Genomic DNA, 16,058 nt, shown 5'->3' with positions numbered 1-16,058 from the left:
GGCCGATGTGACAGGGAATGGCTGCGTTCCCTGTCGGTTAGGGTGTTCGACGTCGGGGTGACAGGCGGAAACGCCATGCAAAAGACGAGAGGCAAGCCGATGCGCTACCTGATGATGTCCAAGGCCACCGACCAGACCCCCGACGAGAAGCTCTACGCCGAGATGGGCAAGTTCATCGAAGAGATGACCGCGGCCGGGGTGCTGCTGGCCACCGGCGGGCTGAGCCCCAAGGGCATCCGGGTCGCCTCGGCCGGTGACGAGATCACGGTGACCGACGGACCGTTCACCGAGGCCAAGGAGGCGGTGGCCGGCTTCGCGCTGGTCGAGGTGCGCTCCGAGGAAGAGGCGATCGAGCTGGCTCGCCGCTTCCGCAAGGTCGTGGGGGACGGCGAGAGCATCATCCAGCAGGTCTTCGGGCCGTGACCGACGTCCGCCGCACGGTCGACGCGGTCTGGAAGCTCGAATCGGCGGGCATCATCGGCGCTCTCACGCGGATCGTGCGCGACGTCGGACTGGCCGAAGAGCTGGCCCAGGACGCCCTCGTCGCCGCGCTGGAGCAGTGGCCGGAGTCCGGGGTGCCGGACAACCCGGGTGCCTGGTTGATGACCACGGCCAAGCGGCGCGCGATCGACCACCTGCGGCGGGCGGCCCGGCTCGAGCGCCGGCACGAGGACCTCGCCCGCGAGCTCGATCAGCCTCCGGACGTCGAGCACGAAGACGTCCTGAGGCTGATGTTCCTGTCCTGCCACCCGGTGTTGCCGACGCCGCAGCGGGTCTCGCTCACGCTGCGGCTCGTCGGCGGGCTCACCGCCGCCGAGATCGCGCGCGCTTTCCTCACCTCCGAACAGCTGATCACGCGGCGCGTCGCCGCGGCCAAGGAGGCGCTGGCGCGGGCGGGAGTCCCGTTCGAGCTGCCGGCCGGCGAGTCCCTGACCGGGCGGCTGTCGTCCGTGCTCGAGGTCGTGTACCTGATCTTCAACGAGGGCTACGCGGCGACCTCCGGGGACGACCTGATCCGGCCGGGCCTGTGCCAGGAGGCGTTGCGGCTGGGCAGGTTGCTGGCCGAGCTGGCGCCGGACGAGGCCGAGGTGCACGGGCTGGTCGCGCTGATGGAGATCCAGGCGGCGCGGTCGGCCGCGCGGACCGGCCCGTCCGGGGAGCCGGTCCGGCTGCACGAGCAGAACCGGGGGCGCTGGGACCCGTTGCTGATCCGCCGCGGGTTCACGGCCATGCTGCGGGCACGGGACATCGGCGGGCCGCCCGGTCCGTATGTGCTCCAGGCCGCGATCGCGGTGTGCCACACCCAGGCGCGCACGGCGGAGGACACCGACTGGGAACAGATCGCGACACTGTACGACGCGCTGGTCCGGATGCTGCCCACGCCGATCGTCCGGCTCAACCGGGCCGTCGCGGTCGGCGAGGCGCGCGGACCGGAAGCCGGGCTCACGCTGGTCGACGAGCTGACGACCGACCGCACGCTGCGGGACTACCACCTGCTGCCCAGCGTCCGAGGCGACCTGCTGGCCCGGCTGGGACGGCACGCCGAGGCGCGCGCCGAGTTCGAACGGGCGGCGGCGATGACGAAGAACGCGGCCGAACGTGGTTTTCTCCTCCGTCGGGCCGGCGAACGGGAGACGGACGCCTCCGTCGTGACTCTCGCGCAGGCCGCCACAGGTTTCCTGGCGCGCGAAGACCTCGATGCCGCGACACTGCGATCCTACGGGCAGACACTGCGGCGCTTGTGCCTGTCCTTGGGTGACCGACGGCCGCTGGAGTCGTTGACCGCCCAGGACGTGACGAACGTGTTCGAGACGTCGTGGCGCGACGCTGCGGCGAAAACCTGGAACCGGCACCGGTCAGCGATCCGGTCGTTCACCGCGTGGGGGTCGCTGGCGGATCTGGCGGCCGGGCTGCCGCGGCGGACCGAGACACGCCAGCGGATTCCGGCCATCCGCCCCGAGCACCTCGAACGCCTGTGGAAACTCGGCGCGCCGGTGCGCGAACAGGCCCTGTGGCGCCTGCTCCACGAGTCGGCGGCCCAGGTGCGAGTCGTGCTGTCGCTCGATGTCGAGGACCTCGACCTGGAAGACCGTCGCGCCTCGGCGAACGGCACCTGGGTGGGCTGGCGTTCCGCCACCGCACGGCTGCTGCCCGAACTGCTGGCGGGACGCACCCGTGGCCCCCTGTTCCTGGCCGAGCGCAGGCCCGGGCCGGCCCGGATGCCCGCGGCCGAGGATCTGTGCCCGGACACGGGCCGGAGCCGGTTGTCCTACGAACGGGCCGAGTACCTGTTCAAGCAGGCAACCAGGGCGCTGGACCCCGCGGGACGCGGCTACACACTTCGTCAGCTCCGCCCCTCCTGACCCGCGGCGAGCAGGGTGAGGGCGGCCCGGCAGGCGTGTTCGCCCGCGCGGGTGGGGCTGTGGTGGTCGGCCACGACGGTGGCGCCCTCGACGAGGATGAGCAGTTGCTGCGCGAGCTGCTGCGGGTGGGTGGCTCCGGCGCGATCGGCGATCCCGGTGAGCAGGTCGAGGTAGCGGCCGAGGTGGCGTGCGGTGATGGTGCGGACGGCCTCGGTGTGGTGCTGGGTGGCGGCGTTGACCAGTGCGCAGCCGCGGAAGGCCGGCTCGTCGTACCACCCCTGGAGGGCGTCGAACAGGGCGGTGAGCTGATCGGCGGGATCGTCGCCGGCGGCTGTGACGGCGTCGGTCAGCCAGCGGATGACCCGGTCGCTTCGCGCTTCGAGGATCGCTTGCACGAGCCCGTCCTTGGTGCCGAAGTGCCGGTAGAGCGTTTCCTTGGACACGCCGAGACGTGCGCAGAGTTCGGCCACGCCGATGCCGTCGAGCCCGCGTTCGTAGAGCACCTGGGTGGCTGCGAGCAGGATCGTGGCGCGCGTGCGCTCCGGGTCGATGGTCGAGCCTTTGGCAACCGGCATAGCACGATGGTACCGCTCGGTTCGATCTATGTGCTAGCGTCCGGATCGTACTGATCGGTTCGATCTATGGGGGGTGCATGACAGCGGCGGGGCGGGCCATCCGGCTGGCACTCGGGACCGCGTCCGCGCTGGGGCTCGCGCGCTTCGCCTACGGGTTGCTCGTGCCGGCCATGCGTGCCGACCTGCGGTGGACACTGGCCGAGGCGGGGGCGATCAGCACCGCGAACGGGCTCGGGTATCTCGTCGGTGCGGTGGGAACGGCTGCCGTGGTTCGCCGGTGGGGTACCGCCGCGGCGTTCCGCTGGGGCATGGTCATCACCGCGGTGGCGTTGGCGGGTACCGCGGCCGGCCATGTTTTCGTGGTGCTGCTGGTGGTCCGTGCGGTGGCGGGGGCGAGCGGGGCGGTGGTGTTCATCGCGGGTGGCGTGATCGCGGCCCGGATCGCCGCCCGTGCCGGGTCCAGCGCTCCCATCACGGTGTACTTCGCGGGCACGGGTGCCGGCATCGTCCTCGGCGGCGTGACGATCCCGGGACTGGGTGATCACTGGCAGGCGGCGTGGGGCGGCCTGGGTGCCGCCGCGGGGCTGGCGGCCCTGCTCAGCCGGACGGCGGCAGGTTCTGGTGATGAGCGGCCGATCGGTGAGGCCGGCCGGGCGCGGGTGCGCCCGCTGTGGCGGGTCGCCGTGGCGTACTTCTTGTTCGCGACCGGCTACATCACCTACATCACCTTCCTGTCCGTGTACCTGCTCGACCGGCACGCGCCGGCCGGGCAGGTGGCACTGACGTGGACGGTGCTGGGCGCCGGAGTCGTGGCCGCCCCGGCCCTGTGGAGCCGCCCGATCACGCGGTGGCCCGGCACGCGCGCCCTGGCTGTCGTGCTCGGCGTACTGGCGGGCGGCGCGGCACTCCCGCTGGTGTCACCCTCACCCGCGGTGGTGCTCGCCTCCGCGCTCACCTACGGAGTGACCTTCATGGCGGTCCCCGCCGCCGTCACCGCGCACATCCGCACCGCTGTCCCCGCCACCGGCTGGACCGGCACATTGGCCGCGTTCACCACGTTGTTCGCCACCGGGCAGACCGTGGGCCCGTGGCTGGCCGGCCTCCTCGCCGACCACACTTCGACCGCCGCGCCCCTGGCCTGGACCGCCGTCCTGTGCGCCGCCGCGGCGGCGCCGGCGGCAGTCCCGACCGCCGGCGTCACCCGGGATCTCGACGTCGAGATCCGCTGAACCCCCGACGACAACCACAGGGAGCACGATCATGGCCACCTTCGTCCTCGTCCCCGGCATGTGCCACGGCGGCTGGTGTTTCGCCGAACTGACCGAACAACTCCGCGGACACGGGCACCGCGTCCACCCCCTGACGCCGACCGGGCTCGGCGAACGCGCCCACCTCCTGCACGGCGGGGTCAACCTCGACACGCACATCGAGGACGTGACCGCGCTGCTGGCGGCCGAGAACATCCACGATGCCGTGCTGGTCGGCCACAGCTACGGCGGAATGGTGATCACCGGGGCCGCCGACCGCGTGCCCGAACGAGTGGACTGCCTGGTCTACCTCGACGCCGTCGTACCCGCGCACGGCGACTCCTGCTGGACGCTGGTCTCCGACCGAGAACGCGGGTGGTACCTCGATGTCGTGGACAACGGCTACGCCACCCGCCCCCTGCCGTTCTTCGACCCGCGGGCCACCCCTCACCCGCTCGCCTCACTGCTCCAGCCCCTCCGCCTGTCCGGCGACAGCACCGGTTTCCGGCGCCGGGACTACGTCTACGCCACCGGCTGGGACGGCGAGTCGCCCTTCACGCCGGTATACCAGCGCCTGCGCGCGGACCCGGCATGGACCACCCACGCACTCGACAGCGGGCACAACCTCATGCGGGACGCGCCCCACGACCTGCTGAAGATTCTCCTCGACATCGCGCAACCGTCCACTGCGGACAGGACGTGACCACTCGCGGTCACCCAGGCCGAACTGGTGACCGCGGCACCTGTGGACAGGTAACAGACCACGGACCAGTGAACGTAAAGATTGCCCGAGCGCTCCGTTCCGTGCCAAGAACGCTGGCATGGAGCGCTACGAAGTCACGCCAGGATGAGGTCCCGCGCCTTTGCCGTAGTCGCGGTTGCTCAGGGGCAACGGCACCAGTCGCGGTCCGGGTACAGCTGCAAGTCGGTCGACGTGCCGGGGGCGCCACCGTTGTGGCCGGCGGGCGCCGGGCCGAGTGGCAGCTTGCCGTCCAGCGTGATAGCCGTGAAGGCCGGGCTGAGCAGCTTCGAACCCTGCATCGCACGGGCGAACGTGCCATGTCGGCGCAGGTCGAGAAGGCGTCACCGGCTGGAGTGCCGATGAAACCTCTGCGGTCGATGGCGTCGACGTATTCGCCGGAGGGCTCCACGGTGTAGGGACGGGCCACGCGGGGATCGGTGCGCCACTGTGGCGCGGTGCAGAAGTCCGTGCTGGTCATGCCGGCGGCGCGGAAGACGTTTCCGGGTTCGGGGGTCGTCGTCGGATCGTCGCCGACTGACGAGTGGAAGCCCGCCCCTTCGGGGTAGGGACAGGGCTTCTGGCCTGAGGAAACATGTGGTGCGCGATACTGGGATTGAACCAGTGGCCTCTTCCGTGTCAGGGAAGTGGGGTACCTGGCCAGACCACGGGGTACGTGCACTGCCGCAGGTCGCGGGCTTCCATTCCTCCCCGGCAGGGCAGCGACCGTGCCCTTGTGGCAGGTTTATTTCGCCGAACGATCGCAAGATGGCACGAGGCGCGGCTGTCGCACGTCGCCGGGGCCGGGCCGATGCCGCCGCTCGGCGTGTCCTTCGAGGCTCGCCGCTGTTCGGGGAGCGTCGCAACCGCGAGCCCGACAAGTGCTCGACGTCGAATGGTTACAACTCGACTACTCGCCCGACAACGTAATCTTGTACCCCGTTCGCTGACGTCCGCTCTTGTGTCGACGGCGTCTCGTTCGGTCTGCTCGGCCCAGAACCGGGAGTGCTTCTCCTGCAAAGTGGCCGACCACTGCCCTATTGAAGCGTTGCCGCCGCTCAGTGCGCGACGCAGAAGATCAACAGATGCCCGACGACGTTCTGGAGACCGCGCCGTCGCGCTGGAGTCGTCGCGGTTGCGTCCGAGAGTCGCTCTTCATGGCTTGTGATGCGTCGGGAGCGGTGGACGGTAGCGAGCGTCGGGGTAGGCGTACATGCTGCCGGGGTATCGAGCATGCGACGGTTGGCGAGAAGCCGGCGATGTGGCTGGCTATAGCGGCTCGGACTGCGGGTTGATAGTTGAACGCGGGGGATCGCGCGCTTGGGCGGTCGAGCGGCGCGGGAGTGACCTGTCGAGCTGAAGCTGCGCGGTCGAGCGCAACATGCACCGTGCGTAAAGGGGGAGGGCAACGTGTGAGGGGAGAACCTCGATGATAGTCACTCTGGTTTACACTCTATCGTGGCTCCGGTCCTACTTTGAGTGTGCTTCCTTGGTCGCGAGGCGGCACAGGCCACCAATGGGTGACATCCTTTAGCTTTTTGATAGCCCACTGTGTGTGGGTGTTTCGCCGTGTGGAACAGCCGCTCGGCGCAACAGTCGTCGCCGGGCTGGACTGCGTCGCGCCTACTCGGGCACCGTACGACGGAGTAGTCCTGCTAGGGCGGCGCACCAGTGTCGCGTCTGCGAGACGTCAATCCCCTGAATGGATCATTGAAGGCGAGAAGTTGAAACGACGCGACGGTGGGCGGGCAACGGTGTCGTCGACATATGCGCCGGCGGGTATGCCGTTGATGAACTGCACGCCATCTCAGCTTGAGATCCGCTCAGTCGTCGGCATGGGCAGAGCGAACTCGACGACACAGACCGAGTTGACGACGTACTTTCGTCGCAGTCACGATGAGGAGATCCAACGGCGGGTGTCGTCGATCGCCTGTGGTTCGAGCGGCGTGGTGACCCTGATCGGCCGACCAAAGTCGGGAATGAAGCGGGCGTTGTGGGAGGCGATCCGGTCGAGTAAGCCGGGCATGCTCGCGCCATTATTGGATGGTTGGTGGATCTGGCCGGGAACCAGCCCCAGCAACCCTCGATCTCTGCTGGTGCAGATCGGTGAGTTGCCGGCGCGGACGGTGTTGTGGCTGCCCAACGCGAGGCGCTATTTGCTCGACTACGGCCCTGAGGTGGGTGGTCGGGTGGCTCGTGCGTTGCGGGACCTGGTCTATGACGTCCGGCGTGGGCCGATGATGGTGTTGTTGACCTTGAGTCAAGACGATATTCACAGGTTGACCGCCTCGTCATCACCGGTTCAGGAGCCGCTCAATGGGCATGTGCGTCAGCTCCTTGCCGGCAGCGTGATCAACGTCCCGGATCGCTTCACCGAAACCGAAATCGTCGCGGCGCGAAGTTCAGAAGACCCGCGGATCGTGGAGGCCGCGGAGCTCAGCAGTGATGGTTACCTGATCCAGTATCTGGTGGAGGCACCGGATTTTCAGGCCCGGTTCTCGATGGCCAGTCCGGCCGCCAGAGCGATCATGCAGTGCCTCATCGACGCTCGGATCATCGGCCACGATCCGTGGATGCGAGCGCAGCTGGTGAGAGCCGGATCTGCGGAGTATCTGCCGGCGTGGGAGCGGGCCCGGCTGAGTGAAAATTGGTTCGAGGAGGCGATCGACCAGCTGACAGCTTGTGGAGTCGGCGACACCGGGATGCTGCTGGCGCGCATCGGTGATGACTCCGACGAGAGAGTCGCGGAGCAGATGTTCCGCCTCAATGACTACCTGGAGTGCCAATTTGTGACCGCCGCGGGAAAGCATGCGCTCCCGGCTCGGCATCTGTGGCCTTCGTTGTTTGCGTTTGCTGCACCGAGTAGTTTGATTCCGATGGGACGCGAGTGCCGGAGTCGGGGTCTTATTCGCGAAGCGGCGCAGTTTTTCACTCTTGTGCGAAACGGTGCAACGTCGGCTGCGCGCCGCGAACTCGCTGACATGATGCGCAGTTGCGGCCGATTTGATGAGGCGCTTAGTCTGTACCGGGCTCCTGCTAGTAGTCGTGTTCCTGCTGCAGTGCTCGCCGGAGGTCAGATTTTGTTGGAAGCGGGAAGGCCCGAGGCGGCGGCGGAGTGGCTTGGTCAAGGCGCGGGACTGGGGGATGCGGAGTCGCTGAAACTGGAGGCCATCGCCTATGTGGAGGCTGGACGACGACAGAAGGCGGTCGAGGTCTATCGACGCTTGGCCAAGGGTGGCGACGTTAATGCCGCTGTCGTCGCGGCCGAGATGATCGCCGAGGAATCCGGGTATGAAAAGGGTGTCAGTTTCCTCAGCGTGCAGAGGACGGCGACGGGCTTGAACACATTGCCCGGAATCGCCGAGCTCGTTGTCGAACATGCCGATGAGGCGCAGGCGGTCCAGTGGCTTTGGGAACACGCGCAATCTGGCGATGCCGATGCCTACCTGGTCGGAGCGGATCTGTTGCTTGGCCTCGGTGAGATCGAGGAGGCGCTGCGTTGGTGTGACAGCGCGATCGAGCTGAAGGTCGCGGGGGCGCGCATACACGCAGCCAGGATGTATGCCCGTGCCGGCCTCAGCGATACGGCACTGGCTCACGCCCAGCGAGCTGCCAGCCAAGGTGAACCGCAGGCGCTCGCTGAAGTCGCCAAAGTTCATGTGGAGCGCGGTCTTCGTCGTCGAGCGATGGAATGCTATGCCGACGCCGCATCACGCGGACACGACGAGTCGTGGGTGTCGGCCGCGGAGCAAGCTGCGTTCCTCTCCGAGGTGCGTACCGCTGCCGACTACTACCGACGGGCGCGCAGCGCGGCGTCGCCGCAAGCAGCGGCGCGGATCGCGGTCGCATTGTGTCGTTCCGGCACGGTAGAGACGGTTCACGAGGCGCTACGGTGGTACATCGGTGTCATCGATTCGGCCCGCCCGGATACGGTACTGCCGGTGGCACATTTCCTGCGTGGTGATGCCGCGGTGGTCGCGCTCGAGGCGTATTCGGCTCGCCATGGAGTGGACCCGGGTACGGCGATGAAGTGGCTAGCCGAAGGATTTGCATTGGCCGCGAGAAAGGCCTCGGCGGCGAACGCGTCATTCCAGCAAGCCGCCAACACCGCGAAATTTTTGGGGGACGTGCCATTGAGTGGGTTCGGTGGTGCGGTGTACTGGTTCGAGCAGGCGGCTTGCAGTGGTTACCCGGCCGCACGGGTGCAAGCGGCAGAGTTGCTGCTGGAGTTCGATCGCACGTCCGAGGCGTTGGTGCTGCTGCGAGAGGTGCAGTCGACGGGATTGCTGCGCAGGACGGATCCTCGGCTGCTTGTTGCGTTGATCAGAGAGAAACACTTCGACGAAGCGCTCGCGATGATCGAGTCTGAACTGGATGTAGGGGAGACTGCCCTAATTGGTGATGTGGTGTCGGCACTGCTGCGAGTCGATCGGACCAAGGATGCGATGAGGTTGCTGTCGCGTGCCGTTGACGCCGGGAATGTGTCGGCTCGAGTCATGCTGGCCGACCGGCAGGTGCGACAGAACCGGTATGATAAGGCGCTGGATCACTATCTTGTCGCATTCTGTCGTGGGCGGGCCGATGTCTGGGACAAGGTCGAGCGGATCTTGAAAGCCAATGGTGATGTCACTACTCTCCTCGAGCTGCGCATGTACGGTGTGACGGTCGAGGGTAAGCCAAGTCTGCCGTGGACTTTGGAGGACTTGGCCGGCGACCTGGCGGTCGTCGACAGCGATGGGGAAGGTAGCTAGCTGGGCGGGGCGAGAGGGCCGACCAGGCCTCCTCATCGCTGAGCCGGGTTTTCCGGCTCTGCGACGCACCGTCGCCGAAGGCGGCGCCCGCCAGGCCGCCAGGGGTGCTGGCGGTAATCGCCTCGGAGGGGCTGTTCGACGACGTCATCCGCCACACTCCCGCCACCTGGCGTCCCGTTGCGGTCGAGGTGAAGGAGACCGTCACCACTGGTCGGCTTACCCTGCCCGACTATCCCTACCCACCCGATCCACGGTGTTCGAGTTGGTCGGCATCGACATTTTGCGCAGCCCTGTTCGAGGACCGCGCGCGAATGCGATCGCTGAGCGCTGGGTGGAAGGTGTGCGTCGCGAGTGTCTGAATCGGATGCTCGTCGTCAACCGGCGTCATCTGGAGCAGGTGCTGGCCGAGTACGTCGATCACTTCAGCCACCATCGACCTTATCGCTCTTTGGGCCAACGACCACCCGATCAGGTGCTGGTTGTCCTCCGAATGACTGGTGTCGGACGGGTTCGTCAGCGTGATCGGCTCGGTGGGCTGATCCACGAATATCAGCAGGTCGCCTGATGTGACACTTTTCGGTACCCACAGGCAGTCGTGCTGCAACTGCGCGGTCGGCAGATTGGCGGCCTCGAGTCGTGGCTGTGCGGGATTGTCCCCGCGGCGCTGGCACATGGGGGCCAGACTGTCGCTGGTCAAACGACCGCAATCGGTGATTCGCTGGCTGCAGGGATATTTTGTCCAGCCCAGTGTTAGCCGGATGGTGCCGAGCTGAGCAGTCCGTTCTCCTGCTCTCAAACGGCTACAGCGTCCAAGTAGGGGAATCAACCAGCGGGCGCCGGTGATGTCGAGCCGGTCGGCAAGCCCGTTCGCGACCCGCTCCGGTGGTGGTCGGTCATCCGTGTTGTCGGCGAGCACGCGCGGCGGCCCAGTGGCGTAGGCGTTCGGTGACTTGGGCTTCATGGCCGTTCTGGGTGGGCTGGTAGTACGTTTCGCGGTCCATGTCGTCGGGGAAGTAGTCGGCTCCGGAGAAGCCGTCGGCGGTGTCGGGGTCGTACTGGTAGTCCTTGCCGTAGCCGAGGTCCTTCATCAGCCGGGTCGGGGCGTTGAGGATGTGGGCGGGCGGCATGAGGGAGCCGGTGCGTCGGGCGGCGCGATGGGCCGCGTTGAAGCCTCGGTGGACGGCGATGGACTTCGGCGCGGTGGCGAGGTAGACGACGGCCTGGGCGATCGCCAGCTCGCCCTCGGGCGAGCCGAGTCGTTCGTACACGTCCCAGGCGGCGAGCGTCTGCTGAACGGCGTGCGGGTCGGCCATGCCGATGTCCTCGCCGGCGAAGCGGACCAGCCGGCGGGCGATGTACAGCGGGTCTTCGCCACCGTCGAGCATGCGGGCGATCCAGTACAGCGCCGCGTCCGGGTCGGAGCCGCGCATCGACTTGTGCAGCGCGGAAATCAGGTTGTAGTGGCTTTCCTGCGCCTTGTCGTAGAGCGGGGCGCGTTGCTGGATGTGGTGGGCGAGCGCGGTGGTGTCCAGGGGTGTCTCGGGGTCCGGGAGGGCCTGGAGCTGTTCGGCCAGGTTGAGGAGGTAGCGGCCGTCGCCGTCGGCCATGGCGATCAGGGCGCGGCGGGCGTCGTCGTCCAGGGGGAGCGGGTGGCCGGTGAGCTGCTCGGCGCGGTCGAGCAGGGTGGACAGCGCGGCTTCGTCGAGGCGTTTGAGGACGAGGACCTGGGTGCGGGAGAGGAGGGCGCCGTTGAGTTCGAAGCTCGGGTTCTCGGTGGTGGCGCCGATCAGGGTGATCGTGCCGTCCTCGACGTAGGGCAGGAAGCTGTCTTGCTGGGCGCGGTTGAAGCGGTGGATCTCGTCGACGAACAGCAGGGTGCCCTGCCCGATACCGCGCCGGTTTCGTGCGGCGGCGAAGACCTTCCGCAGATCGGCCACGCCGGAGAAGGTGGCCGACACCGATTCGAAGGTCAGGTTGCTGCCGTCGGCGAGGAGCCGCGCGATGGTCGTTTTTCCGACACCGGGTGGCCCCCACAGGATGGCGGAGCCGAGGCGCTGCTGGGCGACCATGCGGCCCAGCGGGGCGTCGGGGGCCAGGAGGTGGTCCTGCCCGACGACCTCGTCCAGGTGCGTGGGGCGCAGCCGGTCGGCGAGTGGCCGGGCGGGCTCCTGGTCGAAGAGCGGCAGGGTCGGTTCGGTCGGTTCCATCGGACTCTCGGGTCGGAGGCGGGACGGGTGCGGGCTCAGCCGGCGGGGAGGCTCGTGGCGTTCATCGTGCACCGGGGCGGTCGCGTCGCGGTAGCCGATCGACGACCGTCCGGGCCGTCGGTACGGGCTGCTCGGCCTTGGGCAGGTGCGCGACCACGAGCAGGTAGGAGTCGGTGACCAGTTCTCCGACCAGCTCTTCGTCGATGCCTTCCCCGTCCTCCAGCGTGATCCAGTGCTTCTTGTTCATGTGGTAGCCGGGGGTGATGTGGCTGTTGTGCTCCCGCAGGGCGAGGGCCTCGCCGGGGTCCGCCTTGAGGATCACGACGGGACGCCCCGGAACCTCGGTCATCAGCATGAACACCTTGCCGCGGACCTTGAAGACCTCCCAGTCGGGGCCGAAGGGATGCTCCAGCCGAGCTCCGGGAAGTTCCCCGGCGCGGTCGGCGGCGGTCTTCTGCAGGGGCGATTCGTTCATGGGCGGGGCCTCCCGGCGGTCGTGGGGGCATGTCCCATCCTTCCCTCGAAACTGATCAAGAGGGCAGTACGCTGCGGACACGTGATGGTCGACAAGCGACACCCCGCCGCGGTTCCGCTGTACGGTTTCCAGCCCCCGGTGGGCACGCCGTACGGCCTGGAAGTGATCACCGTCGAGGACTTCTTCGCCCAGCACGACGACTGGCCGTGGAATCCGCCGCTTCCCGGCCGCGCCACCTTCCACTACCTGATCCTCGTCACCGAGGGCGAGTTGCGGCACGACGTCGACCACGTCACGCACATCGTCTCGCCCGGCCAGTGGCTGTGGGTGCGCCCCGGGCACACCCAGTGCTGGCACCCACCCGGCGCCGCCCGCGGCCCGTTCATCCTGTTCGAGCCGGACGTGCTGACGCCCGGTACCGCCCGCCTCCTGGCCCCGCTCACCGCGCACGAGGCCCCCGCCGTGCTGAGCCCGCACCCCGAGGACGCCCCCTGGCTCCAGCAGACGGCCCTCCAGCTGCTGGACGAACACCGGGCGCTCGGGCGCCGCCCGCTCGACGTCCACCACGCCCTGCGCCGCAGCCTGCTCGAATCACTGCTGCTGCGCCTGGCCAACGCCCCCGGCATCCCACCCGCCGGCGCGGCGAGGACCGGCAGGGGCCGAAGTGACACGTACGGACGGTTCCTGGACGCCCTGGAGCTGCAGTTCCGCGAACTGCACCGGGCCGCGGACTACGCCGGACTGCTCGGCTGCTCGGTCCGCACCCTCAGCCGCGCCGCCCAGGACGCCACCGGCAAAGGGGTGCGTGAGCTCATCAACGAGCGCCTGCTGCTCGAAGCCCGGCGCCTGCTGGGAGTCGCCCGGTGGGACGCCCGCACGGTGGCCCTCCACCTCGGCTTCACCGATCCCGCGAACTTCGGCCGCTTCTTCCGCAGCCACACCGGCCTCACCCCGGCCGCCTTCGCAGCCCGCGCAACAACAACCGACACCTGACGGACACCCGGCGATGGTGCCGTCGTCGACGAGGGGATGGTCGACGCCCGCGGCCCGCAGTTCCCCGGCCCTCTCCGGGCTGCGGTGGTGGACAGCACGGTGGCGCCGAGGGCCTGGGCGATCGTGGCCGCGCTCGGCCCGACTGTGGAGGTGCCGCCGCGGATCAGCAGCGTTTTGATGCCGAAGGCTTTCAGGGGCGGGCGATGTTCTCCCACAACTCGAGAGCCGCCTGGTAGTGGGCGCCGGCCTCGAAAGGCGGGTTGCCGACGCTTTCCGAGGTGGGCCGGTCGGTGACGGCGGGCCACCGACGGGTCCGCTCGCCGGTGACGAAGTCGAGCACGATGTCGCGGATACGCGTGTCACGCACGGCCTGTTCCGGGCTGCGGCCCGGCCGTTCCTGGCCGACCAGGCCGTACAACTCGGTGCCGTGCACGGCAGGCGCCCCCTCGGCGGGCCCGATCATCAGGAGATGGGCGTTGCCGCCCACGGCGGCGTGGGCCAGGGCGGCGCGGGCGGCGGGGAGGCCGAAGATGTAGTCGGTCAGGAGCGCGGCGCGGACCTCGGCCGGGGTACGGCCGTCTCGGTCGTAGGCCTCGACGATCTTCTTCGCGCGGGAGCGGGGAATGCGCCAGCCCGCGACTTCGTCGGTGATGCGGTCGACGGTGTGCGGGTCGAACCGGTCGAGGTCGTTCGCCACCCACCAGCCCATGTCGTCGCCGGCGAAGCTCAGGAGTACGTCGATGTCCCGGTGCGAGCCCGAGGCGAGGACGTCCATGGGGTGGGCGTGCAGCACCGCGCCGGGCTGGCCGGTGTCCAGGACGACGCCGAGGCTCTGGCCGTCCATTCCGCCGCGGACGCCGAGGTCGGTCGGGGTGACCTGGTGCAGGGCGGCCACCAGGGCGGCCGGGTCGAGGTCGATCAGCTTCTCGGGATTGCTCGCCACGCCGAGTTCGGTGACGAACCGGTCCGCGAGCTCCTCGGCCCACCAGGCGGGCTGGAGCCGGGAGGGCCCGGCGGAGAACCCGGCGAGCCGCCGGTACAGCCCGTCGGCGGCGGACGCACCGAGCAGCCCGAACGTGGCATACGCGCCGGCGCTGTGGCCGAAGACGGTGACCTGTCCGGGATCGCCGCCGAAGTGGGCGATGTTCTGCCGGATCCAGGTGAGCGCGGCGATGACGTCCTGCAGGCCGAGGTTGCTTGCCTCGGCGAGCCGTCCGCCGTACTGCGAGAGCGAGACGGCACCCAGTGCGCCGAGCCGGTAGTTGACCGACACGCCCACGACGCGTCCCGTCGCGGCGAGACCGGCGGCGTTCGAGGTGGTCTGCGTGTTCGCGCCGAACTCGAATCCGCCGCCGTGGACGTACACGGCCACCGGCAGCGCCTCCTCGGCCGGCTGCGCGGGAGCCCACACGTTCAGGTTCAGGCAGTCCTCACCGGTCCCGCTGTCCGCTTCGAGCCAGTCGCCGCTGTCGGGCTGAACCGGGGCGACGCCCTTGCGGTCGTAGGGGCGGTCCGGGTCGAAGGCCGCGACCACGGGGCGGCGGTACCGCTCCGCGGTGGCGAACGGGATGCCCCACCAGGACCGCACCCCTGGTGCGGTCGGGGCCGTGGGTGCGGAGGCGGTCATGACGTGTCCTTCCGGCGCGGTCCAGTGTCCGCGCGGTGCCGTCGGCGGCTGGCTTGTTCTCGATCATTTCCCGGAATTCGGCACCTGGCCCTGCGCGCAGCGGTCACCTGATGGTCATCAGATGACACTTCTGCCGCCGATCCGGATCGGCGACACCGTCCGGGTTCAGCGCCAACCAGGACCGCACCAGTGGCTCGGGGTCCGCGAGCCGCAACGTAACAAAGTTATCCTGAACCGTAACGAGGTTACAGTACTGTGGCAAGTGCTACTGGAGCGGCGATGACGGCCGCGAGAGGGGACCGGGTGGAACGATGGGGACCATGTCAGGGGATGTGACTGCCGGCGGGGTGCCGGAGCGGCTGGTGCAGGCCACGATCGACCTGCTGGCCGAGCAGGGGCCGGCCGCGATCAAGGCGCGGACGGTGGCGTCCGCGATCGGGCTGACGACGTCGACCGTCTACCACCACTTCGGCGGGATCGCCGAGCTGGTGGCCGCGGTCGCCGACCACGGTTTCCGGGAGCTGGACCGCGCGTTCGCCGAGCTGGCGGTGACCGACGACCCGGTGGCGGACCTGTTCGCGATGGCGCTGACCTGCCGGCGCGTCGCGCGGGAGAACCCGCACCTCTACGACCTGATGTTCGGCCTGTCCACGCGGTCGACCTACCGGCCGCTCGCCGAGCCGGAGACGCGGCGGAGCGGGCGTTCGCGCGCCTTCCGCGGCGCCCACCTGCACGTCACCCGCGCCTGTGAACGGCTGGTGGCCGCCGGCCGGGCTCGAGCCCAGGATCCCGAGGTCATCGCCGCGCAGCTGTGGAGTTTCGTCCACGGCTACGTCACCCTCGAGCTGGCCGAGCACTTCGCCGAGTTCACCGATCCGGTCACCCAGGTGCTGCTGCCGCTGGGGGTCAACTTCGCGGTCGCGCTCGGCGACGCGCGCGAGCGAGCCGAGGCCTCGCACCAGGCTGTGCTGCAGCGCGCGGCGACGAGCGTTCGCTGAAGCCCGGGTGCGCAGAACTCACGACGAGCCGCCGCGCTCGGCCGGAACGAATCCGTCCGTTGTGGCGGATCATCGCGATCGCG

Annotated in this window: 12 protein-coding genes; 8 read left to right on the top strand and 4 right to left on the bottom strand. The window is 68.8% G+C overall.

What is annotated here, in order from left to right; all coding sequences use genetic code 11:
* Nucleotides 1-75 precede the first annotated feature (75 nt).
* On the top strand, nt 76-423 hold the full coding sequence (locus CCN39_RS10975) for a YciI family protein (RefSeq protein ID WP_244210723.1): 348 nt from the start codon (nt 76-78) through the stop codon (nt 421-423).
* On the top strand, nt 420-2,363 hold the full coding sequence (locus tag CCN39_RS10970) for a sigma-70 family RNA polymerase sigma factor (RefSeq protein WP_086840937.1): 1,944 nt from the start codon (nt 420-422) through the stop codon (nt 2,361-2,363). Before CCN39_RS10975 ends, CCN39_RS10970 begins: the two co-directional genes overlap by 4 nt.
* Here CCN39_RS10970 and CCN39_RS10965 read toward each other — a convergent pair.
* Nucleotides 2,345-2,938, bottom strand: a complete 594-nt coding sequence (locus tag CCN39_RS10965; protein WP_086840935.1) for a TetR/AcrR family transcriptional regulator — start codon at nt 2,936-2,938, stop codon at nt 2,345-2,347. The genes CCN39_RS10970 and CCN39_RS10965 overlap by 19 nt on opposite strands.
* A 77-nt stretch (nt 2,939-3,015) precedes the next feature.
* Here CCN39_RS10965 and CCN39_RS51640 point away from each other — a divergent pair, with 77 nt between their 5' ends.
* From CCN39_RS51640 to CCN39_RS52870, 4 genes are all read left to right on the top strand, one after another.
* Nucleotides 3,016-4,167 (top strand): YbfB/YjiJ family MFS transporter, encoded by a 1,152-nt coding sequence (locus tag CCN39_RS51640; protein WP_086840933.1) that lies wholly within the window; start codon nt 3,016-3,018, stop codon nt 4,165-4,167.
* A 31-nt stretch (nt 4,168-4,198) separates the two neighbouring features.
* Entirely contained in the window at nt 4,199-4,888 is a 690-nt protein-coding gene (locus tag CCN39_RS51635) for an alpha/beta fold hydrolase (RefSeq protein WP_086840931.1), read from the top strand.
* A gap of 1,760 nt (nt 4,889-6,648) precedes the next feature.
* Nucleotides 6,649-9,675 carry a hypothetical protein gene (locus CCN39_RS10945; protein WP_143264009.1) on the top strand — a complete coding sequence of 1,009 codons (3,027 nt, stop codon included), beginning with the start codon at nt 6,649-6,651 and terminating at the stop codon, nt 9,673-9,675.
* Nucleotides 9,659-10,240: an integrase core domain-containing protein gene (locus CCN39_RS52870; protein WP_353526762.1), complete on the top strand. Its 582-nt coding sequence runs from the start codon at nt 9,659-9,661 to the stop codon at nt 10,238-10,240. The genes CCN39_RS10945 and CCN39_RS52870 overlap by 17 nt, the downstream gene beginning before the upstream one ends.
* 328 nt (nt 10,241-10,568) lie before the next feature.
* Here CCN39_RS52870 and CCN39_RS10935 read toward each other — a convergent pair whose 3' ends face one another.
* The gene (locus CCN39_RS10935; RefSeq protein WP_086840926.1) at nt 10,569-11,882 is read right to left on the bottom strand and encodes a replication-associated recombination protein A; all 1,314 of its coding nucleotides are present in this window, start codon (nt 11,880-11,882) and stop codon (nt 10,569-10,571) included.
* 61 nt (nt 11,883-11,943) lie between these two features.
* Nucleotides 11,944-12,357 (bottom strand): MmcQ/YjbR family DNA-binding protein, encoded by a 414-nt coding sequence (locus CCN39_RS10930; protein WP_086840925.1) that lies wholly within the window; start codon nt 12,355-12,357, stop codon nt 11,944-11,946.
* Nucleotides 12,358-12,441: 84 nt separating this feature from the next.
* Between CCN39_RS10930 and CCN39_RS10925 the strand changes: the two genes are divergently transcribed.
* Nucleotides 12,442-13,350, top strand: a complete 909-nt coding sequence (locus CCN39_RS10925) for a helix-turn-helix domain-containing protein (protein ID WP_086840923.1) — start codon at nt 12,442-12,444, stop codon at nt 13,348-13,350.
* Between the two features lie 190 nt (nt 13,351-13,540).
* Here the strand turns inward: CCN39_RS10925 and CCN39_RS10915 are convergent, their stop codons facing one another.
* Nucleotides 13,541-14,977: a carboxylesterase family protein gene (locus CCN39_RS10915; protein WP_086840921.1), complete on the bottom strand. Its 1,437-nt coding sequence runs from the start codon at nt 14,975-14,977 to the stop codon at nt 13,541-13,543.
* 320 nt (nt 14,978-15,297) lie between these two features.
* Between CCN39_RS10915 and CCN39_RS10910 the strand changes: the two genes are divergently transcribed.
* Nucleotides 15,298-15,975, top strand: a complete 678-nt coding sequence (locus CCN39_RS10910) for a TetR/AcrR family transcriptional regulator (protein WP_086840919.1) — start codon at nt 15,298-15,300, stop codon at nt 15,973-15,975.
* The last annotated feature ends 83 nt before the right edge of the window (nt 15,976-16,058 follow it).

The organism is Amycolatopsis kentuckyensis, assembly GCF_002155975.1.
Taxonomy (GTDB): domain Bacteria; phylum Actinomycetota; class Actinomycetes; order Mycobacteriales; family Pseudonocardiaceae; genus Amycolatopsis; species Amycolatopsis kentuckyensis.
Note: the sequence above shows the minus strand (reverse complement) of the source record. Positions and strands in the feature narration are given on the sequence as shown.